This is a genomic window from Bryobacter aggregatus MPL3 (assembly GCF_000702445.1).
Classification (GTDB): domain Bacteria; phylum Acidobacteriota; class Terriglobia; order Bryobacterales; family Bryobacteraceae; genus Bryobacter; species Bryobacter aggregatus.
Genome location: NZ_JNIF01000003.1, coordinates 2,773,601 through 2,798,051, shown reverse-complemented (window position 1 = coordinate 2,798,051; position 24,451 = coordinate 2,773,601). Strand labels below are relative to the sequence as shown.

Annotated in this window: 24 protein-coding genes and 1 tRNA gene; 12 read left to right on the top strand and 13 right to left on the bottom strand. The window is 59.7% G+C overall.

What is annotated here, in order from left to right:
• Window positions 1-47 precede the first annotated feature (47 nt).
• Together M017_RS0113075 and tolA are read left to right on the top strand one after the other, a co-directional pair.
• Entirely contained in the window at window positions 48-1,028 is a 981-nt protein-coding gene (locus M017_RS0113075) for a Gfo/Idh/MocA family protein (RefSeq protein ID WP_238325880.1), read from the top strand.
• The gene (tolA, locus tag M017_RS0113070) at window positions 1,006-2,040 is read left to right on the top strand and encodes a cell envelope integrity protein TolA (protein ID WP_031498461.1); all 1,035 of its coding nucleotides are present in this window, start codon (window positions 1,006-1,008) and stop codon (window positions 2,038-2,040) included. The genes M017_RS0113075 and tolA overlap by 23 nt, the downstream gene beginning before the upstream one ends.
• A 116-nt stretch (window positions 2,041-2,156) precedes the next feature.
• On the opposite strand, the gene M017_RS0113065 is transcribed toward tolA, so the two are convergent.
• Complete coding sequence (locus M017_RS0113065; protein WP_031498460.1) at window positions 2,157-2,816, bottom strand: zinc ribbon domain-containing protein; 660 nt, start codon at window positions 2,814-2,816, stop codon at window positions 2,157-2,159.
• A 63-nt stretch (window positions 2,817-2,879) separates the two neighbouring features.
• Here M017_RS0113065 and M017_RS0113060 point away from each other — a divergent pair, with 63 nt between their 5' ends.
• Window positions 2,880-3,851: a D-2-hydroxyacid dehydrogenase gene (locus M017_RS0113060; protein ID WP_031498459.1), complete on the top strand. Its 972-nt coding sequence runs from the start codon at window positions 2,880-2,882 to the stop codon at window positions 3,849-3,851.
• Window positions 3,851-4,810 carry a threonine ammonia-lyase gene (locus M017_RS0113055; protein WP_420313852.1) on the top strand — a complete coding sequence of 320 codons (960 nt, stop codon included), beginning with the start codon at window positions 3,851-3,853 and terminating at the stop codon, window positions 4,808-4,810. Before M017_RS0113060 ends, M017_RS0113055 begins: the two co-directional genes overlap by 1 nt.
• On the opposite strand, the gene M017_RS0113050 is transcribed toward M017_RS0113055, so the two are convergent.
• Together M017_RS0113050 and M017_RS0113045 are read right to left on the bottom strand one after the other, a co-directional pair.
• A complete protein-coding gene (locus M017_RS0113050; RefSeq protein ID WP_031498457.1) occupies window positions 4,807-6,054 on the bottom strand; it encodes an acetyl-CoA hydrolase/transferase family protein in 1,248 nt (415 codons plus the stop codon). The two genes, M017_RS0113055 and M017_RS0113050, sit on opposite strands and share 4 nt — an antisense overlap.
• Complete coding sequence (locus M017_RS0113045) at window positions 6,051-6,971, bottom strand: aldose epimerase family protein (RefSeq protein WP_155121391.1); 921 nt, start codon at window positions 6,969-6,971, stop codon at window positions 6,051-6,053. The genes M017_RS0113050 and M017_RS0113045 overlap by 4 nt, the downstream gene beginning before the upstream one ends.
• Before the next feature lie 18 nt (window positions 6,972-6,989).
• On the opposite strand from M017_RS0113045, the gene M017_RS0113040 reads away from it, so the two are divergent.
• Entirely contained in the window at window positions 6,990-7,592 is a 603-nt protein-coding gene (locus M017_RS0113040) for a hypothetical protein (RefSeq protein WP_031498455.1), read from the top strand.
• Here M017_RS0113040 and M017_RS0113035 read toward each other — a convergent pair.
• The 5 genes from M017_RS0113035 to M017_RS0113015 form a co-directional block, all read right to left on the bottom strand.
• Entirely contained in the window at window positions 7,568-8,740 is a 1,173-nt protein-coding gene (locus M017_RS0113035; protein ID WP_031498454.1) for a pyridoxal phosphate-dependent aminotransferase, read from the bottom strand. The two genes, M017_RS0113040 and M017_RS0113035, sit on opposite strands and share 25 nt — an antisense overlap.
• Before the next feature lies 1 nt (window position 8,741).
• Window positions 8,742-10,160 (bottom strand): amidophosphoribosyltransferase, encoded by a 1,419-nt coding sequence (gene purF / locus M017_RS0113030; RefSeq protein WP_031498451.1) that lies wholly within the window; start codon window positions 10,158-10,160, stop codon window positions 8,742-8,744.
• A complete protein-coding gene (gene purL, locus M017_RS0113025) occupies window positions 10,153-12,375 on the bottom strand; it encodes a phosphoribosylformylglycinamidine synthase subunit PurL (protein ID WP_031498450.1) in 2,223 nt (740 codons plus the stop codon). The genes purF and purL overlap by 8 nt, the downstream gene beginning before the upstream one ends.
• Window positions 12,376-13,044 (bottom strand): phosphoribosylformylglycinamidine synthase subunit PurQ, encoded by a 669-nt coding sequence (purQ, locus tag M017_RS0113020; RefSeq protein ID WP_031498449.1) that lies wholly within the window; start codon window positions 13,042-13,044, stop codon window positions 12,376-12,378.
• 81 nt (window positions 13,045-13,125) lie between these two features.
• Window positions 13,126-13,350 (bottom strand): hypothetical protein, encoded by a 225-nt coding sequence (locus M017_RS0113015; protein WP_031498448.1) that lies wholly within the window; start codon window positions 13,348-13,350, stop codon window positions 13,126-13,128.
• Window positions 13,351-13,404: 54 nt separating this feature from the next.
• Here M017_RS0113015 and M017_RS27710 point away from each other — a divergent pair, with 54 nt between their 5' ends.
• Both M017_RS27710 and M017_RS0113005 read left to right on the top strand, forming a co-directional pair.
• Window positions 13,405-13,755 carry an MmcQ/YjbR family DNA-binding protein gene (locus tag M017_RS27710; protein ID WP_051670015.1) on the top strand — a complete coding sequence of 117 codons (351 nt, stop codon included), beginning with the start codon at window positions 13,405-13,407 and terminating at the stop codon, window positions 13,753-13,755.
• A gap of 55 nt (window positions 13,756-13,810) precedes the next feature.
• On the top strand, window positions 13,811-14,686 hold the full coding sequence (locus tag M017_RS0113005) for a DUF72 domain-containing protein (RefSeq protein ID WP_051670013.1): 876 nt from the start codon (window positions 13,811-13,813) through the stop codon (window positions 14,684-14,686).
• On the opposite strand, the gene M017_RS28730 is transcribed toward M017_RS0113005, so the two are convergent.
• From M017_RS28730 to M017_RS0112985, 4 genes are all read right to left on the bottom strand, one after another.
• Window positions 14,672-14,956: a hypothetical protein gene (locus M017_RS28730; RefSeq protein ID WP_031498445.1), complete on the bottom strand. Its 285-nt coding sequence runs from the start codon at window positions 14,954-14,956 to the stop codon at window positions 14,672-14,674. The genes M017_RS0113005 and M017_RS28730 overlap by 15 nt on opposite strands.
• Window positions 14,957-14,972: 16 nt before the next feature.
• Window positions 14,973-15,047: transfer RNA gene (locus tag M017_RS0112995), tRNA-Glu, on the bottom strand.
• Window positions 15,048-15,088: 41 nt separating this feature from the next.
• A complete protein-coding gene (locus M017_RS0112990) occupies window positions 15,089-16,138 on the bottom strand; it encodes an FRG domain-containing protein (RefSeq protein WP_080507717.1) in 1,050 nt (349 codons plus the stop codon).
• 9 nt (window positions 16,139-16,147) lie between these two features.
• Window positions 16,148-17,485 (bottom strand): arylsulfatase, encoded by a 1,338-nt coding sequence (locus tag M017_RS0112985; RefSeq protein ID WP_031498442.1) that lies wholly within the window; start codon window positions 17,483-17,485, stop codon window positions 16,148-16,150.
• A gap of 82 nt (window positions 17,486-17,567) precedes the next feature.
• Here M017_RS0112985 and dgoD point away from each other — a divergent pair, with 82 nt between their 5' ends.
• The 5 genes from dgoD to pruA all read left to right on the top strand — a co-directional run bounded on the left by dgoD (window position 17,568) and on the right by pruA (window position 23,956).
• Window positions 17,568-18,809 carry a galactonate dehydratase gene (gene dgoD / locus M017_RS0112980; RefSeq protein ID WP_080507715.1) on the top strand — a complete coding sequence of 414 codons (1,242 nt, stop codon included), beginning with the start codon at window positions 17,568-17,570 and terminating at the stop codon, window positions 18,807-18,809.
• 66 nt (window positions 18,810-18,875) lie between these two features.
• Window positions 18,876-19,541 carry a bifunctional 4-hydroxy-2-oxoglutarate aldolase/2-dehydro-3-deoxy-phosphogluconate aldolase gene (locus tag M017_RS0112975; protein ID WP_031498438.1) on the top strand — a complete coding sequence of 222 codons (666 nt, stop codon included), beginning with the start codon at window positions 18,876-18,878 and terminating at the stop codon, window positions 19,539-19,541.
• Between the two features lie 38 nt (window positions 19,542-19,579).
• Entirely contained in the window at window positions 19,580-22,123 is a 2,544-nt protein-coding gene (locus tag M017_RS0112970; RefSeq protein ID WP_031498437.1) for a ComEC/Rec2 family competence protein, read from the top strand.
• Window positions 22,124-22,130: 7 nt separating this feature from the next.
• Entirely contained in the window at window positions 22,131-22,394 is a 264-nt protein-coding gene (locus M017_RS0112965) for a YtxH domain-containing protein (protein WP_051670011.1), read from the top strand.
• Between the two features lie 23 nt (window positions 22,395-22,417).
• Window positions 22,418-23,956: an L-glutamate gamma-semialdehyde dehydrogenase gene (gene pruA, locus M017_RS0112960; RefSeq protein ID WP_031498433.1), complete on the top strand. Its 1,539-nt coding sequence runs from the start codon at window positions 22,418-22,420 to the stop codon at window positions 23,954-23,956.
• A gap of 25 nt (window positions 23,957-23,981) precedes the next feature.
• Here pruA and M017_RS0112955 read toward each other — a convergent pair whose 3' ends face one another.
• Window positions 23,982-24,293 carry a DUF5615 family PIN-like protein gene (locus M017_RS0112955; protein WP_031498431.1) on the bottom strand — a complete coding sequence of 104 codons (312 nt, stop codon included), beginning with the start codon at window positions 24,291-24,293 and terminating at the stop codon, window positions 23,982-23,984.
• Between the last annotated feature and the right edge of the window lie 158 nt (window positions 24,294-24,451).

Here is a 24,451-nt window from a genome sequence, read left to right as displayed (position 1 = left end):
CACCTGACTCCGAAGTGGAATCATAACGCAGATGAAATACTGGTAGTTTGGACATCCACGCAAAAGTCGTTCGAATCGCGGTCGCTGGGGCTGGTGCATTTGGACGCAACCACATCCGGGTTCTCAAGGAACTCCCCGGCGCCGAGCTCACCGGCATCTACGATCTCAATCCGGAACACGCCGCAGCCGTTGCGGCTGAGTTCGGCGTCCGCACCTTCTCGTCGCTCACCGAGCTGGCCCAGAACGCCGAAGCCTGTGTCGTCGCCGTCCCCACCATCGCCCACGCCGAAGTCGGCTGCGCGCTGATGGAAGCCGGGCTCGACATCCTGGTCGAAAAGCCGATTGCGCTCGATATCGCCAGTGGCGCCCGCCTCGTCGAGACCGCACAAAAACAGCAGCGCATCCTCCAGGTGGGCCATCTCGAACGCTTCAACCCCGCCGTCACCGCGCTGGCAAAGGCCGTCACGCTGCCGCTGTTTTTTGAGATCCATCGCCTCAGCATCTTCACCCCGCGCAGCCTCGATGTCGATGTTGTCCTCGACCTGATGATCCACGACATTGAGATCCTGCTCGGCCTCATCGGCAAGCTGCCGGTCTCGATCGAGGCGGCGGGCATCCAGATCCTCAGCGGCAAGGTGGATATCGCCAATGTCCGCATGGCCTTCCCTGGTGGCGTCATCGCGAATCTCACGGCCAGCCGGGCCTCCACCGAGAAGGTGCGAAAAATGCGTGTCTTCCAGCCCGGCGCCTATCTGAGTCTCGACTACTCGAAGCAGGAGCTCTTCGGCATCGAGGTCGGAACACAACAGCAAGTGCGAATCAAGCCCTTTGCCGTGGTCAAAAACGAGCCTTTGCGGCTGGAACTCGAAGCCTTTCTCCACAGTGTCCGCAGCCGCGAGAAACCTAAGGTAGACGGCGAGACGTCGTTACAAGCATTGAAGGTTGCGATGGAAGTGGTTGATAAAATCGAATTACACGCTCGAGTCGTGAGAGAGACCTTGCAGGATGCCGGCTATTCTGCCATCTGATCCCACCAACTCGCCTGTAGAAGAACTCAATCTCATCCGGGATTGGGACGAGGCTTCTCTGCGCCCCAAGCGCAGCATCGCGGCCATCCTGTCGGTGGTCTTCCATCTGGTCTTCTTCGGCCTGATCCTGATGGCGCCCCGCAGCCTCTTTGACAGCCACTACGTCCCGCCGCAGGACGCCCCGCGTGTCGAGCGCAAAGTGATCCCGCTGGTGGCCCCGCGCTTTGAGCTGACGCAGAAGGAAAAGAACAAGGGCCCCATCAAGCAGGAGTTGAATGTCGACGACCTCAACGCGAGCCTGCAGAATCGCCGCGCGCCCAAGACCTACATCCCGCCGCCAACGCCCACGCCGCGCTCAGAACCGCAACAGCAGCCCGTTGAGGCCCCACCGCAGCTACAACCCATTGCGCCCGACACCAGGCAATTGGCACAACTCGGAACCCCACAGTTGCCGCCTCCCGAGATCAGGCCGCAGGAACAGTTGAAGAAAAGTCCGTTTGAGAATGTGGGCCAGGCCGCAGGAGCAAAGAAAGGCCTCGCCGACGGCCGCATTCCCCAGATGCAGCGCCAGAGCATGGAAGACATGGCCCGCCAGTCTGCCGGAGCCTCGCAGGGCACCAGCGGCCAGGTCGTGACCGATCTCCCCTCGCCCGCCAATCCGATGCGGCCGCAGAACCAGATCGGCTCCAGCCTCGAATTGCTCAGCGATCCGCAAGGTGTCGACTTCCGGCCCTACCTCAAACGCATCCTCGCCATTGTCCGCAAGAACTGGTTTGCTGTCATTCCAGAAAGTGCAAACTACGGACGCCGTGGTAAGACGATGATTCAGTTTTCGATCAGCAGAGACGGCCGGGTGCCGAAGCTTGTGATTTCCGGACCCTCTGGCACGGAGGCGCTGGACCGCGCCGCCGTTGCTGGCATCAGCGCGTCCAACCCATTTCCGCCATTGCCTGCGGAGTTCAAGGGCGATGTAGTGCGCTTGCAGTTCGCCTTCTCGTACAACATGCCATGAAAAGCTCGAAACTAATCTTTGCCCTGGGCGGCTATCTGCTCTTCGCCCTCCTGGCCTACTTCACTCTCGATGGAGACATGCGGCTGGCCGTGTGGGTGCTCATGGGCGGCCTGAGCTTAAAGACTCTGGTCGCGTCGGAGAAGCTTCGCGCCCAACATGCCGCCGATGCTGGTGAGCGTCGTGGCCCCGACGAAGTGAACAACCATCGCGAGAATCACTAGGATCGACACCATCACCGGGCTCTCAAACACTTCTCTTACCTTCATCATGTCGGCATCGGAAAGATTCTGTTTGAGCGCCGCTTCCTGCAGCTTTTGAATCTCCCCAGACTCAAGAGCAGGAATGAACGAGATGGTGAAGAGCACCAGGAACAGCGCAAAAATAAAAACGCCGGTGATCCAGCCGAGCCGCGCGCCAGCCACCACCGTCAGCGGTTCGCCGGTACGGCGTTGGTAGAACCAGACGGATAAAGATCCGGCGAAGATCGTCAGCAGCACAATTCCGATAAATGAGGCGCCGCCGCCCCCAAGATTTGCCAGCGGGCCAAAGATTGCCATCGAGATAGCCGCAACGATCAGACCCACTCGAACCGCAGTGCCATTGCTGAAATTGATCTCAGCAGGCGCTGTTTTCAGCTCCACTGCTTCGAGAAGTTGCTCGACCTCTTCCGGAACCGCTTCTTCCTCAGGAATGAGGACCGATGTGGGCGCGCCGCATCGATGACAAAAACGAGCATTCTCAACGAGCTGTGTACCGCAACTGCAAACTTCCGCCACGTCTTCAGTTTAGCAACCAGCGGAGAAGAGCCCGGGCCAAGTTATCCTAGCGATTTAACCCCTATGTCCTCGCTAAAACTCCTCGTGATCGCCGAGCCCGGCGGACGCTACCTCAGTCTGCTCCCCAAATTGGGAGACAAGGTGCAGTATGAAGTCACCAAAGACCCTGCCCGGGTGGAAGAACTCGCTGCCGATGCCGACGTCATCCTCACTGGCATGGGTGCGCCCACGCCGACTGTCAATGCCGCCATCGGCAAGGCGCAAAAACTGCGCTGGCTCCACTCCCTGTCTGCCGGTGTCGATCATCTGATGGCCACCAGCCTCCGGGAATCCCATATCCCGGTTACCAATGCAAAGGGCGCCTATAGCCAGTCACTCGGCGAATATTGCATTGCCGCCATGCTGTTTTTTGCAAAAGATCTGCGCCGCATGTTGAACAGCCAGAAAGCCGGCAAATGGGATGTCTTCGACATCGACATGCTGCAGGGCAAGACACTCGGCATTCTCGGCTACGGTGACATCGGCAAAGCGTCCGCCCGCCGCGCCAAGGCTTTCGGCATGAAGGTGATCGCATTGCGCCGCCGTCCTGAAAAATCCGCGGGCGACGAGTGCGCCGATGAAATCTGGGGCATGGATCGCAAGCAGGAACTCATGGCCGTCAGCGACTATCTCCTCCTTGCGATGCCTGCCACACCCGACACCAAGGGCATTGTCTCCACTGAAGAGCTGAAGGCGATGAAGTCCGATGCGGTCATCATCAATCTCGGACGCGGCAACGCAATCGATGAGCGGGCGCTCATCACAGCCCTGCAGGAGAAGTCGATTCGCGGTGCAGCGCTCGACGTCTTTGAAGTGGAACCGCTCCCCGAAGGCCACGTCTTCTACAGCCTGGACAACATCCTCGTCAGCTTCCACACCGCCGACCACTCGCGCACCTGGCTTGAGGATTCGATGGAGATCTTCCTCGCCAACTTCGATCGCTTTGTGAAGGGCGAAGCACTCCAGAACCTCGTTGACAAGAGCGTAGGCTACTAGTGCAATTGCCATCGCCCACGGCTGCGGACGTCCGGTCCGCAGCCACACGGATTGCGGGTCTGGTCCATCGCACCCCGGTGCTGACTTCCCGCGGACTCAAAGAGCGCAGTGGCCTCGACTGCTTTCTCAAAGCGGAGAATTTCCAACGCACCGGCAGCTTTAAACTGCGTGGGGCTACCAACTTCATCCAGCGCATTCCTGAGGCCGACCGGGCCCGTGGCATCATCGCCTATTCGAGCGGCAACCACGCGCAAGCAGCCGCCTACGCGAGCCGCGCCGCAGGCCTTGCCGCCACCATCGTGATGCCCTCGGATGCCCCGCGCATCAAGATCGCCAATACGCGCGACATGGGTGCGCGTGTCATCACCTACGACCGCCTCACCGAAAACCGCGAAGCCCTGTCCCGGCAGATCGCAGCAGAAACAGGCGCAACCGTGATTCCGCCTTACGATCACCCATGGACGATCGAGGGCCAAGGAACGCTGGCACTGGAGTTGCTGGAAGAAATTCCGAATCTGGATGCGCTACTGGTCTGCGTCGGCGGCGGGGGTATGCTGAGCGGCTGCGCTTTGATCGCCAAGGACATCAACCCTGCCATTCGGGTCTTCGGCGTCGAGCCTGCATTAGCCAACGATCATGCGTTGAGCCTGAAGGCCGGTAAGCCGGTTGAAGTAGCAGGCAGCCAGACCATTGCCGATGGGCTCCGTACTCCGAAACCAGGCGACATCACCTTCCCGATCGTCCAGCGACTGGTTGAAGACATCCTGCTCGTTACCGAGGACGAAATCTATGAGGCGATGCGCTTTGCGCTCACCCGGCTCAAGATTGTCGTTGAACCCAGTGGTGCGGTCTGTATCGCCGCCGCCCTGGCAGGCAAGATTCCGGGCGGGATCAGCCGTGTGGGCCTGGTGGTGAGTGGCGGCAACGTCGATCTCGAACTGCTCGGCAAGCTCGCCTAAGCAATCGAGAGAGACAACTCTTTCTGAAACTTTGGATGTGCAATCGAAACCAGCGCCTCTGCGCGCTGGCGTAGGTTCTTCCCTCGCAAATTCACGGCACCGAACTCCGTCACCACCCACTGCACATCACCGCGTGTGGTCAGCACCGCAGCGCCCGGCTTGAGCTGGGGAACAATCCGCGAGAGGGTCCCACCCTTTGCCGTCGAGGGCAGACAAAGAAACGGCATCCCACCTTCACTCCGCGCCGCACCGCGAATAAAATCCAGTTGCCCGCCAATCCCCGAATGCTGCAAGGGGCCAATCGTATCGGCGCAAACTTGTCCCATCAGATCGATCTCGAGCGCCGCGTTCACCGCGCAAACACGTGGGTTCTGTGCAATCAGCAGCGGATCATTGATCAGCCGCGTCGGATGAAAGGCAAAGAGCGGATTGTCATCGAGAAAGTCCATCAGGCGGCGCGAGCCAATCGCAAAGCCCGCAGACACCTTATTGCGATAAATCTTCTTATCGCGATGGTCCACGGCACCCGATTCGAGAAGCGGCAGGATCGCATCGCTCACCATCTCCGTGTGTACGCTGAGGTGCCGATGATTCGTGAGCAGCACCGCGATGGCATCCGGAATCGCCCCAATCCCAAGCTGCAGCGTTGCCCCGTCGGGAATCAAATTCGCGACATGCTGCGCAATCGCCCGCTGCTCCGGCGTACTCTCCTTTGCATGGCTCTCCGGCAATTCAAACTCACCTTCGACCAAAACGTCGATCTCGCTCCTGTGCAGGAAGCTATCGCCATGCGTACGCGGCAGCCGTGGATTCAGAATCGCGATCACATGCCGCGCCACGCGTGCAGCGCTCAAGGCGACGTCCACGCTGGGCCCCAGGCTCACATAGCCATGCCGGTCAGGAGGCGTGCATTGCAACAGCGCGACATCGATCGGCAAGGTCCCATCAAGAAAGAGTCCTTCGATTTCGCTCAGGAAGACCGGCAGATAATCCGCCCGCCCGCTCTGTACGGCGGGCCGGGCATTCGCACCCACAAACAGCGCATTGTGACGGAAGCTGTCGCCGTGCTTGGGATCGGCATAGGCAAGCGGCCCCAGGGTGAGCAGGTGGATCATCTCCACCCCGCGCAACTCGGCCGCACGCGCCGTCAGCGCATCCAACAAAGGGAACGGAACCGCGCAAGCCTGATGGACAAAGACGCGCTGCTGAGACTGAACAACTGCGACTGCCTGCGCTGCCGTCACGCGCCCGTCTCCTGCAGCGTCAAGCCATAGCGAATCTCCCGGACTCCATGCGCAGGCAGCCACACTGCTGTCGGCGCGCCCCAGAACAGGCCGCGGGTCGCACGGCGGAAGCGATACTCGGGAAACGGACTCGCGCCAAACTCGATGCCCCAGGTGAGCGTCTCACCATTCCAAGGCGCAAACTGCCGGTCACAATTCTCTTCCCAAATCCCCAGCCACGGGAAATCCTGCAGATTCCAGTCATAGCGAAGCTCCAGGCCCAAGCGCGGATTCTCAATCGCCACTGCGCCAGCCGTGAGCAGATGCGCATGGAAGTCTGCACTGCGCATCGCCGTTGGATACACACGATCCTGCCATTCGAACTCTTCCCCATTCGGCTTTGCGCTGCGCAGAATGGGCGCATGCAGGCGGGTGACTCCGCGCTCGACAAAGGGCGGCCCAAGCGTCACATGCTCCTGCCAGGCAATCGAACGGTCAAAGGGCAGCAGATTGCGGACCGTCTCGACGATCGCAACCCGGTTGCCCTCGAGCGCGATCTGGCGTTGCACGTCGAGTTGCGATAACGGGAGATGCGCCTTGAAGTCCTTGTCATAGGCAACAACAGAGGCTTCGCCATGTACCGTATAGCCCGCAGCAGCCTCTTCCTTCGACGGGGGGCCAAACAAATCGACGCACCAATTGTGTCCCATGATGCCCGATAGCAATTTCGACTCCGCATCGCTGCCGTACTCGGGATGCTGTTCCGGCGAATAGGCCGAAGGCTCGATCGTCGGCCAGGGCGGCGTCCACAACGGATTCACCCCACTCGATCGATGTAGCAGTTCGGCAATGTGGCCGCCCTCGGCCAACACCGTCAAACGAAGTTGATCATTCTCCAGTCGATACGCCTTCCGTCCTCGATACGCACAAAGCTCCATTCCCGCTAGGATAACGGTATGACGAAGTTGATCGCGTTGCTGGTTCTATTGGTCGCTGCACCGTTCTGGGAAACGGCTCCAGTGACTGATTGGGACGAACAACAGCTGCTCGATTTCTTCGCGAATTCACCTTGGGCGCAGCCCGCGGAATCCACCGGCGCGGCGGGCGTTCGCGATGGAGTGACCACCTTTCTCGCCACTGCGCTCCCGGTCCAACTAGCGGAAAAAGAGATGAGGCGGCGGCGCATCAAGAAAGTCGCCGGTGTCGAAACAATCGTCGATCCGGCCTGGGACGAATACCAGGAATTCCTTGAGCGTGACGCGGGCAAGTACATCGTGCTCGCCGTTGCGGTCCCCACCTCTTCCACGCAAGCGGCCAATGACATGGCGCTCATGGAAAACCAGAGTTTCCTCCGCGTTGGCAAGCAGAAGATCAAGATGTCCGGCTACTTTCCACCCTCGCCAACGGACCCCTATACGCGCTTCATCTTCCCCAAAGGCGCGGCGGCAGAGGCGAAGGAACTCACCTTCGAACTCTTTATTCCAGGCACCGGAACCCCCTACCGGATGGCGGTCTATCCACGCAAGGGGATGACCTACCGCGGCCGCTTGGAGATGTAGGAAGCCAGCCGCTCCATCGCGGGCTCCAGGACGCTGCGATCGGCTGCATAGCAAATGCGAATGGACCCTTCCCCGCCCTGTCCAAACGCGACGCCCGGCGCAATGCCGACATGCGTTTCGAGCAGACACTGCTTGGCAAACTCGAAGGAATCCGTCAGACCGGCCAGCTTCGGGAACAGATAGAAAGCGCCTTCGGCCTCCGGAATCGACACCCCCGGCAAGTCTTGCAACATCCCCAGGCAATAGTCGCGATTCGCCTTCAATTGCATGCGGATCTGCGATACGAAATCTTCGCCCCATTCGAGCGCCGCCTGCGCCGCTCTTTGCGTAAAACCTGCGGGACAGGACACATGGAATTCATTCAGCTCCGTTGCCCGCTTTACCAGATCGCGACGGCCCGCAATCCACCCCAAGCGCCAACCGGTCATGCAATAGGCCTTCGAAAAGCTCTGCACCACCAGCACCGCATCCTCACGCGTGGCCAGCTTCAAGATGCTCGGCGCAATCGGCACCGTGTAGGTCAGCCGCTCATACACCTCATCGGCCAGCAGCCAAAGGGAATATTTCCGGGCAAAATCGAGCAGCCGCTGCTGCTCCGCGACCGTCGCCACCCAACCAAGAGGATTCGACGGGGAGGTATAAATCAGCAGCTTCGTCTTGGGAGTGAGCGCCGCTTCGAGAGCTTCAAAATCGATCGTGAAACGGCTACCAGCCAGGGGCTGTGCGATCTCTACGGCCTTTGCGCCAATCAAGGAAACAATCGAGGCGCCATTCGGCCAGGCTGGAGTCAACACAAGCGCTTCGTCGCCAGGGTCCACCAGGCAACGGATGCCCACGCTGAGCGCTTGTACGCCAGAGGCGGTCACCAGCAGCTCCGTAGCTGGATCCAGGCTCACACCATGCTTATCTACGTAGTAACGCGCCAGCGCCTCACGCAAGCTCAACAAACCGGCATTGGAGGTGTAGTAAGTGAAGCCATCGCGCACGGCCCGATCAAGCGCCCGCTTGATGAACTCCGGCGTCGGCAGATTCGATTCGCCAAAGTACAACGGATATACGTGCTCCATCGTCATCGCGAGTTCCGCGATGGCACGCACGCGCGAGTAAGGTACGGACGCCGCGATTGGAGCAATCTGCGGCGCGCCCATCCTAGACTCCGATCATCGCCTTGTTGTTGACCAACTCCTCGATGTTAATTAAGTGTGTGGGATAGTTGCCTGTGTAGCAGGCGTAGCAATACTCTTGCTTCGTATCCTCAACAGCCTCACTCAACGCAGACAGGGGAAGATAAGCAACAGAGTCCGCTTCTGTAAAGCGACGAATGCCTTCGAGGGTATTGTTGGCGGCGATCAGTTCGCCTTTGGTGGGAGTGTCGACGCCGTAGAAGCAGGGGGAAATCGTAGGCGGGCAGGAGATACGCAAATGAACTTCTTTTGCACCCGCACTGCGCACCATGCGGACAATTTTGCGTGAGGTGGTTCCACGCACCAGAGAGTCATCCACCAGCACCACACGTTTGCCTTCGAGCAAATGCCGAACCGGGTTCAGTTTCAACTTCACCCCAAAATCGCGAATGGTTTGCGAGGGTTCGATAAAGGTTCGTCCAACGTAGTGGTTCCGGATGAGAGCCTGCCGGTAGGGGATCCCCGACTCGGCAGAAAAACCCAGTGCGGCGGCAACTCCAGAGTCCGGCACCGGAACGACAATGTCGGCGTCGGCCGGACACTGCTGGGCCAACAGACGGCCCATGCGCTCTCGCGAATGCGCGATCGATTTGCCAAAGACCAGCGAATCGGGACGCGCAAAGTAGACATGCTCAAAGACGCAATGCGCCTTCTCCGCAATCGGGGCATAGCGTTGCCGCGTAATGCCTTCCGGCCCGACAATCACCATCTCGCCCGGTTCGACATCAGAAATATAAACCGCGTTGATCAGGTCAAAGGCGCAGGTCTCACTGGCAAATACATAAGCCACCTTGCCCCCGCTCAACTCCAACTGTCCAAAAGCGAGCGGCCGGAAGCCATGCGGATCGCGCGCCACAATGACATGCTTTTCCGCCAGAAACACGAGCGAAAACGCACCTTCCAACTGCAGCAGCGCATCGCGCAATGCGCCCGCCATCGTCTTCTCGCGCGAACGGGCCACCAGGTGCAGAATCACTTCGGTGTCGCTCGTGGCCTGGAAGATCGATCCATCCTGCTCCAGCTCATTGCGCAGATTGATGGCGTTCGTGATGTTGCCATTGTGGGCAACGGCAATCGCGCCCTTGTTGCACATCACGTTGAAGGGTTGGGCGTTCAACTCCACGGTGTCACCGGCCGTCGAATAGCGCGTGTGCCCAATGGCAGACTCACCCTTCAACTCCGCCAGAATCGGGTTTGTAAACACATCGGCGACATGCCCCATCGCCTTGCGGCAGATGATCGTGTCGTTGTGCAAAGAGGCGATCCCAGCGCTCTCCTGGCCCCGATGCTGCAGCGCATAGAGCCCCAGATTCGCTAACTTTGATGCTTCCGGATGCCCATAGATGGCAAACACACCACACTCGTCGTGGAACTTGTCAAACATGCAACGCCTCCTCGAGAGCCTGATCCCAGGTCTTGTATAACCGGTCAATCGCAATTTCAATCGCCGGCTGGCCGGAGATTGAAATTTTCAGTGTGTCCGAAGCCGTCTTGCCAAGGATCACCGCAGGCACATCGTGCCGGGCAGCCACAGCAAGCACTTCCTCTAACTTAGACGTCGCAACCAGCACGCGGGATGGAGCTTCATGGAACAAAGTGAATTCCGGACGCAGTTCCGAAGCAATTTCGACTGCCGCACCCACGCCACCAAAGCTGCATTCCGCAAGAGCCACAGCCAACCCGCCCTCGCCCAGATCATGCGCCGCAGCCGCCAAACCACCCAGCGCAATCTCACGCGCCGCCGACTGCACACGCTTCTCAAACTCCATATCGAGCTTGGGAGGCAGGCCCCAGAGCTGATCAAGAACCTGCTTGGCATACTGCGTCCCACCGAAGTGCGTGAGATCACAGTCGCCCAGGCCCCCGAGCAGCAGCACGTCAAGCCCCGCCGCCGGGAAGGCAGAAGGCACCGGCTTTGCCGTCGGCAGCAAACCGACGATTCCGATCACTGGGGTTGGGAAGATTGATTCGCCCAGCGTCTCGTTGTACAGGCTGACATTGCCGCCCGTAATCGGCGTCTCAAAGAAGCGGCAGGCATCAGACATGCCTTCGATTGCTTCCACCAGTTGCGCCATGATCTCGGGACGTTCCGGGTTGCCGAAGTTCAGGTTGTTCGTCGCAGAAACCGGCTGCGCGCCTACCACCGAAAGGTTGCGGCAGCACTCGGCGACAATCAGCTTGACGCCCTCGCGCGGGTCCAGATAGCAGTAGCGGCCATTGCCGTCGAGCGACATTGCAACCGAGATGCCAGCTTCCTTGATCCGCACAATCGCCGCATCGCCACCGGGGCCTGCGAGCGTATTGGTACGCACCATGTAGTCGTACTGTTCCCAGATCCACTTCTTCGAGCAAAGATCGTTGCTCGCCAGCATTTTGAGCAGGTCGCCTTCGAGGCTCTTCGACTGGAATGCCGGCCCTTCCATCGGCGCGGAACGGAACGGCTTCGTGTAAGGACGATTGTAGAGAGGAGCTTCATCGGCCAGATCGCGATTGCGAATCTCGGCCACGACGACGCCATTGTTGCGCACACGCAACATGCCGTCGTCAGTCACCGTTCCGATCGTTGCGCTCTCAAGCCCCCACTTGTTGAAGACATCGAAGATTTCCTGCTCGCGGCCCTTCTCGGCGACCAGCAGCATACGCTCCTGCGATTCCGAAAGCATGATCTCGTAAGGTGTCATGCCGGTCTCGCGCTGCGGCACATGCTTCAAGTCGAAGTCGATACCGGTTTCGGCGCGTGAACCCATTTCGCTCGTTGAACAGGTCAAGCCCGCCGCGCCCATGTCCTGAATACCGACCACCGCGCCGGTCTTCATCGCCTCGATACAAGCCTCAAGCAGCAACTTCTCCATGAAGGGGTCGCCCACCTGGACGGTGGGACGCTGTTGCTGGCTCGCTTCGGTGAAGACGTCAGAAGCCATGGATGCGCCGGCGATGCCATCGCGGCCAGTACGGCCCCCCACATAGATCACGGGATTGCCAACGCCGGTCGCGCGGCCATAGAAAATCTCATCGTGACGAAAGACACCAAGCGCAAACACGTTCACCAGCGGATTGCCGTCATAGCAAGCCTCAAACGCCGTCTCGCCGCCAATCGTCGGCACGCCAAAGCAGTTACCGTAATGCGAAATGCCCTGCACGACGCCATCGAGAATGCGGCGGTTGCGCGCGCCATTCTCTTTGCTGTCGAGCGGACCAAAGCGAATCGCATCGAGAACGGCAATCGGACGCGCGCCCATCGTGAAGATGTCGCGCAGAATGCCACCGACGCCGGTCGCCGCGCCCTGGAAGGGTTCGATAAAGCTCGGATGGTTGTGCGACTCAATCTTGAAGGCGATCGCATAGCCGCCGCCAATGTCGATGATGCCGGCATTCTCGCCGGGCCCCTGCAGCACGCGCGCACTCTCGGTGGGCAGCTTCTTCAGGTGTACTTTCGAACTCTTGTAGGAGCAGTGCTCGCTCCACATGACGCTGAAGATTCCAAGCTCTGTCAGGTTCGGCTCGCGACCGAGCAATTGAATAATCTTCTCGTATTCACCCTGCGTCAGCTTGTGCTTCTTCAGCAGGGCGTCGAGTGTCGTGGAAGTGGTGTCGGTCATCTAGGTTCGAGCGAATGCAGTCAGGATCGATTGAAAGACTTGGAGCCCGTCGGTGCCGGGCATGAGAGGGTCAGAAACGCGCTCCGGATGCGGCATCATGCCCATCACGTTGCGGCCAGGATTTAAGATGCCGGCGATGTCGCGCATCGAACCGTTCGGGTTGTCCGTATAACGGAACACGACGCGGTCTTCAGCTTCCAGTTCATCGAGCGTCTTGGCATCCGCGGTGTAACAGCCTTCGCCATGCGCGATGGGGATCTGCAACACTTGGCCCTTCTCGAGTGCGTTGGTAAAGGGGGAATTGGTGGTGGCCGTTTCGAGGCCGACAGTCTTGCAGATATACCGCAGACCGGCGTTCCGAACCAGTGCGCCAGGAAGGATATGCGCTTCTGTGAGGATCTGAAACCCATTGCAGAAACCTGCAACGAGCCCGCCATCATCAGCGAACTTCTTGATGGCTCGCATCACAGGAGAAAAGCGGGCGATTGCGCCACACCGCAAATGGTCTCCGTAAGAGAAACCACCTGGGAGAATGACGGCATCGAAGCCACTCAGGTTCTCGCTGTCATGCCAGATAAAATCGGCTTGCTGCCCGAGATTGGAAGTCACGGCGTAAAATGCGTCGTGATCACAATTCGAGCCGGGAAACACTACGACTCCGAATTTCATGTGGGGAAATTCGAGTGTAACAGAAAGGGCCGCTTTTCGAGCGGCCCTGACGGATTGAAACTGTGGATTGGCTTCGAAAAGCTAGGCTGTGGCAGCCTTCTTACGCGCAGCGCGCTTCTTCTCGGCTGGAGGCTGACGATCAGACTTCTTCAGACTCGGCTGAACGATCGACAGTACGAATTTCTTCTCCCCATGTTCGTCAAACTTAATGCGGACGGAATCTTCTGTGCATTCAAGCACTGACCCAAGACCAAACTTGGGATGTTCCACCTGTGCGCTGGTGGCGAACGCTGGTTTTGCTGCCATTGAAAGATCTCCTTTGCAGGATAAACTTCTCTTATTCTAGCAAAAGGTGCGTCTATGTCCAAACGATTGACTCCCCAGGCCCGAATCCGGAGCTATTGCCTCTCCTTCCCGGAGGCAATCGAAGTCGAACAGTTTGGTCATCCCTTCTTCAAATGGCGTGGGAAACCCTTCACTATCCTCAGCGGCACGCAATCCGAGCAGCTCTCAATCAAAGTCGAAAAAGAATTACAGCCGATCTTCCTCGAAGACCCTCGCTTCACCAAAACCGCCTATGTCGGACAACATGGCTGGGTCACTTTGCAGCTGACAGGTCATCTCGATTGGGAAGAAGTCGAGAGCCTGATCGAGGGCAGTTTTCGGTTGGTTTCGTCGAAGAAGCAGAAGGCGAAAATCAAGCGAAAATAACGGTTGACTTCGCTACCTGTTCGCCTTATTCTGAATAAGCGAAGAGGTGGCGAATATGAATCTACCCACAACCGGACCCATCCACTGTGGACCCTCAGGTTGGGCTCACGCCCAATGGCAGGGCGTCTTTTACCCCAACCTGAAGTCAAAGGCCTTTCATCAACTGGAGTTCACTTCCCGCTTCTTCAACAGCGTCGAGCTCAGTTCCAGCTTCTACGGCCCGCTCCGTCCGGAATTGAGCCAATTGTGGTGCCGTCAGGTGCGCGAGAACGCTGAGTTCCAGTTCACCGCGCGGCTTTGGAAAAAACTCACCCATGAGGCTCAAGTGGACGCGAAGGACATCGCCGCATTTCGTGAGGGGATTCGCCCGATTGAAGAAGCTGGAAAGCTCGGCGCGCTCTTGATGCAGTTTCCAAGTTCCTTCCGCTTCACGGCGGAGAATCGCACTCGCTTCATTGAATTGCGCCGCCAGTTGAAGGGCCTGCCACTGGTTGCCGAATTCCGGCACTCCAGCTGGGCCGAGGAAGATGCGCTCGGCACGCTCATCGATTACCACGTCGGCTTCTGCAACATCGACCAGCCCGATCACGCCCGCGCTATGCCGCCCACTTCCTTCCAAACCAGCCCCATCGCCTATGTGCGGCTCACCGGCCGCGCGCTCAGCGGGCCCTACCAATACGACCTGGACGAACTCTCGGAGTGGACCCATCGCATCCGCAAGGCCAGCCGCTATGCCAAGCGTACTTTTGTCGTGATGGCGAATGACCCCGGCGCCCGTAGTCTGGTCAATGCCTTCCAGATGAAGCAGCTTCTCGGGATGAGCGAAGTGCGCGCCCCTTACGAACTCGTGCGCCGCTTTGCCGCGGAGCTCGGCAACATCCGGCTTGACCGTCCGGTCCAGACCGACCTGTTCGGCTCAGTCGCCGCCTAAGATCCCTCGGGCTCTCAACTCGGCTACTAGTTGCGCCACTGCAGGCGTGTGCTCGGTCGCCGCCGGCAACACGATCGCCCATGCAATGTCTTCCCGGAATTCTTTGGTTGTGATCTTCCACTCCGAAGGAATCGGCGGCGACAGCCCCAGCAGATCTTCGGGAGTTAGAAACGTCCAGCGCCGCACCAGCGTGCGCGCCATCTCGACAGAGCATGCGGGACCACGGACCAGAAAATGATCCTCACCGCTGACAATGAGACCGAGTGACAAGTTGGAAGGGGGGATTTGGTAGCGCCAAGGGGAATCGAACCCCTGCTTAAGCCTTGAGAGGGCTCCGTCCTAACCGCTAGACGATGGCGCCACACATTGCGACTTTTCAAGCTTAGCAAAACTGCGGGCGGTTTAGTCAGGAATGAAGTCAAATCGTATCGGCCGTGGCAAAACCTCAATCGGAAGCTGGCTGCTCTCGTCCCACCACTGGCTCCCGGCGCGTGAGGTCAGATGCACTTCGCGTACCGGCTGCTCGCCGCGAAACAACTGCACTGTCATCCGCAGGTCCCGCACATCCTGGATCCGCGCCAGATAGCGATCCTCCTCGCGCGGGCTGTAGCGAATCTCGATCAGATGATTTGGCGAGTAGTAGCGCCGCATCCACGCCGCCAACCCATCCAGCCCCGGAAACATCACCCGCTCGGTGGTATTCGCGATATCCAGCTTGTCGCGCACCTCCCACTTCAACACCGCCGGTACAATGATCTTGCGAAAGATCCCCGGCTGCTCCGCTTCATGCACCTGCAGCCAATCCTCCAACTGCTGCGTCGGGCTCGACATCATCGAAAACAGCGCGGCCTGATTCACCATCCGGTCATCGAGCGAGGGCGGCTCAAAGAAGATCACGCAAGCCTCGCCAGAGGGCAACTCGGACTTCACCCGTTCGTCGTAATCCTCGAGACTCCGCGCATATTGGTCGAGCATATCGGCCGAGAAAAAGACCGCGCCATCGCGCTTCAGAATCAACTTCAGTCCAGGCGGCAAAAAGCGCCGCAGTTTGATGAAGTCGATGCACCAGATCACGCCATCGATCGGAAACAGCTCGGCCTTCGCCGTCATGAAGTGCAGTGCGACATAGGGCGAGAAGGTCCAGTCGAGCAAGCGCGTCGGCAACCCGTGGTGCTGGCCCATGGCCAGCCAGTTCCAATAGGAATCAGACAGCGCCGTTTCCCGTGGATTCGCCAGCCGCGAGGCGTACTTACGGAAGTTCCGTTGCAGATCGTCTTCCACCTGCGCATAGCGTCCGCCCAAGCGGTTCAGCGAAGTCCGCCGGTCATAGCGATAGTCTGGCAAGCCGCGAAACGCATATGGCGAACGGAAGCGCCCATGCGGCTGATACCAGCTCTCCTCGTAGAGACGCTCGTTCAGTTCGCCCCAACTCGAGACGCGGATCTCATTCATGAGTCCATCCTAGCCGTGCGTCGGCCAGTCGGCACTCTCCGTCCGCATCGTCTTCATGAGTTCCCGCAACGAGGCCAACACCGCCGGATGCACCGCAGCGACGTTCTTGGTCTCGCCCAAGTCCGTACTCAGGTCATATAATTCCAAGTCGCCCTGCATCGTCCGCACCGCCTTCCATTGCCCCTGCCGCACGGCCTGCGCAAAGCCCTTCTCATGAAACTCCCAATAGAACGGATCGTGAGTCGCACCGCCCTTACCTTGCCACTGCAACAACATGCTCTTGCCATCGAGACCCTCGGGTGCCGGCACACGGGCCGCCTCGCAAAAGGTCGGCATCACATCCCAGAATGCCCAAGGCTCCGTGCTCCGCCTTCCCGCTGGAATCTGATTCGCCCAAACCGCCATCGCCGGCACCCGAATTCCACCCTCATACAGATCGCGCTTGATCCCCCACAGCGGCCCACGCGAAGCAAAAAATTCCGGATCATGGCCACCCTCTTTGTGCGGCCCATTGTCTGAAGCAAACACGAGCAATGTATTGTCGAGTAACTTCATTTCTTCGAGCTTAGCCACCAGACTGCCAACATACTGATCGAGCTTCGTCACCATCGCCGCAAAGTTCTTCTCGACTTGTGGCCAAGGCTTCGCGCCATACGGCGCATCATTCGGAATCTGCATACCATTGCCTGTGTCGCGCCCCATCTCGTTGTTCGCATGCGGCAGCGTCGAGTTGTAATAGAGAAAAAACGGCTTCGCCGCATTCTGCGCGTCAAGCCAGCGCAGCGCATGCCCATGAATGACATCGGGCGCATAATCCTTACGCTGCGATCCCGTATTGCCCGCTAACTCGAGAATCCCGTCATTGTGTTCGAGGATCTCTGGATAATAGTTATGCGCCTGGAGCTGCGTGAAGTAACCCAGCCACTCCTCCCAACCCTTCTTGGTCGGGTAACCCGGCGTCCCCGGCTGGCCCAGCCCCCACTTGCCAAACATTGCGGTCCGGTAGCCGTTCGATTGCAACACTTCCGGCAACACCAGATCGCCGGCGCGTAACACAGTCTCGTTCTTGCCATTGCCCCGCACCCGCGTATGCCCGGTATGCAGGCCGGTCATCAAACAGCAGCGGCTGGGCGCGCAAACCGTCGACCCCGCATAGGCGGCATCAAACTGCACGCCGCGCTTGGCCAGCGCATCGAGATGCGGCGTCAAAATCTTCTGCTGCCCATAGCAACCAAGATCGCCATAGCCCAGATCGTCGGCCAGTATAAAAACCAGATTCGGCCTGCTGCGCCGCTGTCCGAATGCCGCCCCAGCCCCTGCAGCCAATAGCCATTCCCGTCGAGTCATAGGATTTAGGCTACTCCCTTTTTGCATTGCGACAGAAAAGTGAAATGATGTTCACCAGATCTATTCCGTCTAGGAGAAATTCATGTCGCCTCAATCGCGCCGTCACGCCATTCGCACGGCTTTCGCCTCCATGGTCACAGCCGGTGCCGCCCTGTCGCAGAAGAAGGACGTGCCGGTACCCGCCAAGGACAACCTCAAAATTACCCGCCTCGAAACGATCCTGGTGAAGCCACGCTGGCTCTTCCTCAAGATCCACACCAATGCGGGCATCGTCGGCCTTGGGGAACCGGTAGTGGAGGGCCGCGCGCTCACCGTCGCCGCTGCGGTCAAAGAGATCGAGCCCTACCTCATCGGCAAAGATCCCCGCCCTGTGGCCCACCACTGGCAGGCCATCTACCGCCACGCCTTCTATCGTGGCGGCCCCGTGCTCACCAGCGCGCTCAGCGGCATCGATCAGGCGCTCTGGGACATCAAGGGTAAGGCGCTCGGCGTCCCCGTCTATGAGTTGCTCGGCGGCCCCACCCGCAACAAGGTGCGCGTCTATGCGCATGCCGGTACCCCCGAGGTGATGCGCGCCCAGATGGCCAAGGGCTTCACTGCCTTTAAAACCGGCCCCTCCGGCAGCTACTCCAAGAAATTCCCCGGCGGCAATAACTTCCATCGCTACGTGGAACCGCCCGCCGAAGTCGACTACATCGTCGAGCGTTTCGCGGAACTCCGCAAGGCCGTCGGCGACGGCGCCGACATCGCCATCGACTTCCACGGGCGCGTCAGCCCGGCGCTCGCCCGCGTGCTCATCAAGAAGCTCGAACCCTACAACCCGATGTTCATCGAAGAGCCGATCAACTGCCAGGATCACGACATCATGGCCGACATCGCCCGCGGCACGCACATCCCCATCGCCACCGGCGAACGCGTCTTCACCAAGTGGGGCTTCCGCGAAGTGCTCGAGAAGAAGGCCGCCAGCATCCTGCAGCCCGACATGTGCCACGCCGGCGGCATCACCGAGGTGCGCCTCATTGCCGGTATGGCCGAGGCTTACTATGCCTCGGTTGCGCCGCACAATCCGCTCGGTCCCATCTCGCTTGCTGCCGGAGTGCAACTCTCGGCCGCCATCCCGAACTTCCTCATCCAGGAGCAGGTCTCGCTCGGCGAAGGCTACATCAAGCAGCCGCTCACCGTCAGCAACGGTTATCTGAATCTGCCCACCACGCCCGGTCTCGGCGTCGAGCTCGACGAGAACGCCATGGCCGACAAGATTGGCCACGACTGGCGCAGCCCCGAAACCTACGACGGCTTCGACGGTTCTGTCGTCGATTGGTAGAATCCGCTCCATCCAACAGGCTTCCGGCAACGGGAGCCTGTTTTCCTCGATAAACTATGCCTTGGAATGACCAAGCAACAAATCCTGTCGAACCTCCTCTCCGTCGGCGTCGTCCCTGTCGTGCGCACCGCCACCGCCGAAGCCGCCATCCGCTCCATTGAAGCGCTCTATGAAGGCGGCATCACCACCGCAGAGATCACGATGACCGTTCCCGGTGCGATCAAGGCCCTGGAACAGATCGCAGCGAAGTTTGGCGACAAGATTACCCTCGGCGCAGGCACCGTTCTCGATCCCGAAACCTGCCGCATCTGCATGCTCTCCGGAGCCGAATTTTTCGTCACCCCCAACCTGAACCCGAAGACCATTGAGATGGCCAAGCGCTACTCGAAGGTCATCCTCCCCGGTGCGCTCACGCCCACTGAAGTCTCCCAGGCCTGGGACGCCGGCGCCGACATCGTCAAAGTTTTCCCCTGCGGCAACGTCGGCGGGCCCAAGTACATCAAGGCGCTCAAAGGGCCCTTCCCCCAGATCGAAATGGCCCCCACCGGCGGCGTCAATCTCGACACCACCGCGGACTTTCTCCGCGCCGGCGCCTGCTCGGTGGCCGTCGGTGGCGAACTGATCGATGCCGCCACCATCAAGAGCGGTAAGTACGAAGTCTTCACCGAACGCGCCCGCCAGTACATCGCACTCATCCAGCAGACCCGCGCTGAACTCGCCGCCGCAAAATAGTCTGAGACAACAGTAGGGCAACACGCACTACCCCACTGTTGGATGACTCCCTTTCCAAGCGCTTGCACGAGCCGCTGGTGCCACCGCTTTGCGCGGTCATCAGCGGCATCGTGTTTGCCCGCCTGCTCGGATTCGAAGTCTGGCTCGGCCCGCTCTTAGCCCTAGCCTCGCTCGCCCTCTGGTTCCTCTCCCGCCACGTCCATGCAAAGCTGGCCGCCTTCCTCAGCGGCAACGCGGTGCTGTTCTGGATCGCTGTCTCCAGCACCGCAGCCGCCCAATCAAAACCCACTCCGATTCTTGAAACCGAACCCCGCGAAGTGGTCCTCCTCGCAGGCTGCATCGATTCCCTGCCGCAACGTGAAGCCGACCGTCTCTTCTTCCACTTCGCCGCCACGCCTGAGGCCCGGCTCCGCGTCAGTTACTATCTCAAAGCCAACGAGACACCCCCCGATTGGCAATACGGACAGCGCTTCAAGCTACCGCTGCGCCTCCGTAAAATTCACAACTCCGGCAACCCGGGCAACTTCGACGCCGAACGCTACTTCGCCCACCGGAACATCTACTGGAGCGCAAACGTCGCCCGTGGTTACGAAATCGAAAGCGAAGGCCGCTCCTGTGGCAACGCCTTCCAGGAGTCCATCTACAAAACTCGCTCCTGGCTACTCGCTCGCATCGAAAAGATTGCCGGAGGCGACCGCTACCTCGACGCCATGCTCGCCGCTCTGCTGCTCGGCGACAACGCAAAGCTCGAAGACGCCTGGATCGATCACTACCGCAAAACCGGCACCTACCACGCCATCGTCATCTCGGGCACCCACATCACGGTGCTCGCCGCCGCGCTGTTCTGGGCTCTCCGCCTGCTCAAGCTGCGCAACATGCAAGCCCACGCCGCCTGCGCCATCCTTGCCGTTCTTTATGCGCTCCTCTGCGACCTCAGCGCCCCCGTCGTGCGCGCCGCCGGCGGCTACCTGCTCTATCTGGGCGCCCGGCACTTCTACCGTCGCGGCCGCGTGTTGAATCTCCTGGCCGCCGTCGCCATTCTCTATCTGCTGCTCGACCCGGGCCAGCTCTTTGAGGCCAGCTTCCAACTCTCCTTCCTGGCCGTGCTCACTCTGGCCACACTGGCCGCCCCCTTGATCGAAAACACCACGGCACTCTGGAAACAAGCTCTCTACCATCTCGAAGAGCGCAACTTCGATCGCGCTGAACCTCGTATCGCCGAGCGCCGTTTGGAAATCCGTCTCGCCGTCCACACGCTCAGCCGTCTCCTCCACCTCCCCCAGCGCCGGCTTGAACCACTCGTATCGACACTCGGCACGCTGTTCTTCTCGGGCATCGATCTTGTCATCACCTCCGCCGTCGTGCTGATCGGACTCTGCCTGCCCACGGTACTCTTCTTCCACCGTCTCAGCTTCTCGAGCCTCACGGCCAACCTGCCCGTCGTGCTGCTCCTCACAGCCGCCGTGCCACTGGGCTTCCTCGCCATCCTCACCGGCCCCATCCTCACGCCGCTGCTCCGGTGGCTGCTCTACACCTCGCGCGACGTCGTCGATTGGCACATCTCCTGGGACCACAGTGCGCGCATTCCAGACCCGCCCTTCTGGATCCTGCTCGCCCTCCCCATCACACTCTTTTTCACCACATGGGCAGCACGCCGCTTTCCGAAGTGGGTCGCGGTGCCCGTGTTCGCGTCGTTGTCGCTCTTCGGCTACATCGTGGCCCATCCCTATGCACGCACGCCCGATCTGCGCGCAGGGCTGCTTGAGATCACTGCCATCGATGTCGGCCAGGGCGATTCGATCTTCCTCGCCACACCCGACGGCACAACAGCCTTGCTCGACGCCGGTGGCTCCCGGCTGGCCAAGTTCGACCCCGGCGAATCCACGGTCTCGCCCTATCTGTGGTCACGGCGCATTGCGCAGATCGATACGCTCATTGCCTCGCACGGCGACGCCGACCACATGGGCGGTTTACTCTCCACGCTCGAGAACTTCGCGCCGAAGCAGCTCTGGGTCAGCACCAGCGTCAGCGGCGCACTCTGGCAGAAGCTCAAGGCGCGTGCGGAGGCCAAGCAAGTCCAGATCATCTATCTCGGCACCGGCGACCAGGTCCAGCTCGGCAACCTCGATGTCAAAGTACTCTGGCCTCCACGGGATACGCCGATGGACAGCGCAAACGCCACCTCCCTCGTGCTCCAGCTCGCACACGGAAAGAAGCACTTCCTCCTCACCGGAGATATCGACCAGCGCGTCGAAGCCAACATTCTCGAGAACCCTCAGCTTCGCCGTCTCGACTATCTGAAGGTGGCCCACCACGGCAGTAAAAGCTCCAGTTCAGAAGCGTTTCTCGCCCACACACAACCCGCCATCGCGGTAGTGAGCGCAGGCTATGAAAACCTGTTCCACCACCCGCATCCGAAAGTCGTGGAACGCCTCACCCAGGCGCACAGCTTGCTATTGCGCACCGATCGGCTCGGCCAGATCACGGTCTGGTCCGACGGACAGAAGCTCATGACCGATTCTTATGCGCTCCGTGATCCCTCGACCCTCAACTGGATTCCTTTCTCGCAAGCCGTAGAATGAAAGTGTTATGGCACATGAAACTTCAGACGACGCAATCTGGTTCCTGTCCGGCATCGCTATTGGCGTAACCCTCGGACTCCTCTTCGCTCCCCAATCGGGTGAAGAAACTCGACACAAGATCAAGAAGGCTGCGCGCAAAGGTTCGGATCATCTTCGCGAACGTGGCCAGGGCGTTTACGAAAAGGGCCGCGAGTTGTTTGACCGTGGCCGCGATCTTGCCGACGAAGCCTCCGGGATCTTCGAGCGCGGTCGCGATCTGGTCGACGGCTAGTTGGTTGAAGGAAAGGAAAAGTCATGAACTACGAATCGTTGCCTCCGTTTGCCAACGAGGCGTATCGGGACTTCTCCGAGCCCATCCACCGGGCAGCCATGGAAGCAGCCCTAGCTCAGGCTCGCACTGAGTTAGGGCGCGAATACGATCTCTGGATCGACGGCCGGCCCGAGAAGGGCGGCCCCTACAAGCTGAAGAGTTACAATCCCTCCCGCCCCGCTGAGCTGATCGGCGTCCACCAAAAAGCCAGCGCCGAGCAGGCCAATCGCGCCATCGAAGCCGCCCACACCTACTTTCCCACCTGGAACGCTGTTCCGCCCATCGAGCGCGTAAAACTCCTCTTCCAGGCAGTCGCCATCTTGAAGCGCCGCAAGAGCGAATTCAATGCCTGGATGGTGCTGGAGGCGGGCAAGAGTTGGGCCGAAGCCGAAGCGGACACGGCGGAAGCGATCGACTTCTGCGACTACTACGCCCGCCAGATGCTCCGCCTCGCAACGCCCGGCCCGCTCGTACAGATGCCCGGCGAGGCAGGTCATCTGGTCTATCTCGGACTCGGCGTCGGCGTGATCATTCCGCCCTGGAATTTCCCGCTCGCGATCCTCGTCGGCATGACGGTAGCCGCGCTGGTCACGGGGAACACGGTCGTCATCAAGCCGTCGAGCGAAACACCCACCATCGCCGCCAAGTTCATCGAAGTCCTGCAAGAAGCAGGCTTCCCGCCAAGGTCTTATACCTTCCTCCCCGGCGCGGGTTCGGAAATCGGCGACCTCATCGTCACTCATCCCAAGACTCGCTTCATCTCATTTACCGGCTCGAAAGAAGTCGGGCTCCGCATCAATGAGCTCGCGGCCAAAACGCAACCCGGACAGCGCTGGATCAAGCGTGTCATCGCGGAAATGGGCGGCAAAGACGCGATCATTGTCGATCGCGAAGTCCCCGATATCGACGCCGCAGCAGCGGGAGTCATCTCCTCCGCCTTCGGCTTCCAGGGACAGAAGTGTTCGGCCTGTTCGCGAGTCATCGTCGACGAGTCAATCTACGACCGCTTCGTCGCCAAGCTGAAGCCGCTCGCCGAAGCTTTTCCTCAAGGCCCAGTGATCAGCGCCTCGGCAGAGAAGACGATTCTGAACTACATCGAGATTGGAAAGCAGGAGGGGCGTCTCATCACTGGCGGCGCGAAAAGCACGGAAGAAGGCCACGTCATCCCGCCCACGATCATCGCCGACATCGAGGCGACAGATCGCATCTTCCAGGAAGAGATCTTCGGCCCGGTGCTAGCCGTCACCAAGGCCCGGGACTTCGACCACGCCCTCCAACTCGCGAACGACAGCGAGTACGGACTCACCGGAGCCGTCTACACAAGCAATGAGGAGAAGTTAGAACAGGCTCGCCGCGACTTCTTCGTCGGCAACCTGTATCTGAACCGCAAGTGTACCGGAGCAATGGTCGGAGCCCACCCCTTCGGCGGCTTCAACATGTCCGGCACGGACTCCAAAGCCGGCGGCCCGGACTATCTGCTGCAGTTCCTGCAGGCTAAGTCGATTGCGGAGAAGCAGCTTTAGCCACGGCCAACACCGCATCTACTCGCTACGCGAAGTTGATATTGCCGTTGATGCCGCTCTCTCCAGTTCGCTCGAGCAAACTAAATAACGCCACCTTTTCGTCCGCCCGTGTCCGTCGGCGGATCACGATAATAATGCCGTGATGAGGCAACGATTCTGCAAGCCGTAAAAAGTCGTCCCGGTTGCAGGTCAGTAGAACGCGCCCCGTCTCGTGAGCAAAGTGAAGAACCGGAGAGTCCCAGGGAAGAGTATCTCGAAGCAGGGTGACTTCATGACCGAGTTGCTTGATCAAATAGCTCAGGTCGTCTGGAACGTCGTGATCGAGCAGGACTTTCACTTGAGAATTAGCGAGGTCTGACGAGCAACCAGCAAGTCAATCTGGCCACGGTGGTCCTCATAATAGGCGAGGCACTCGTAGATCTGAGACTTGCTGAGATTTACGATGTAGCGATAGGACTCTGAAGTCAGACCCATATCCGGACAGCAGGGCCCACT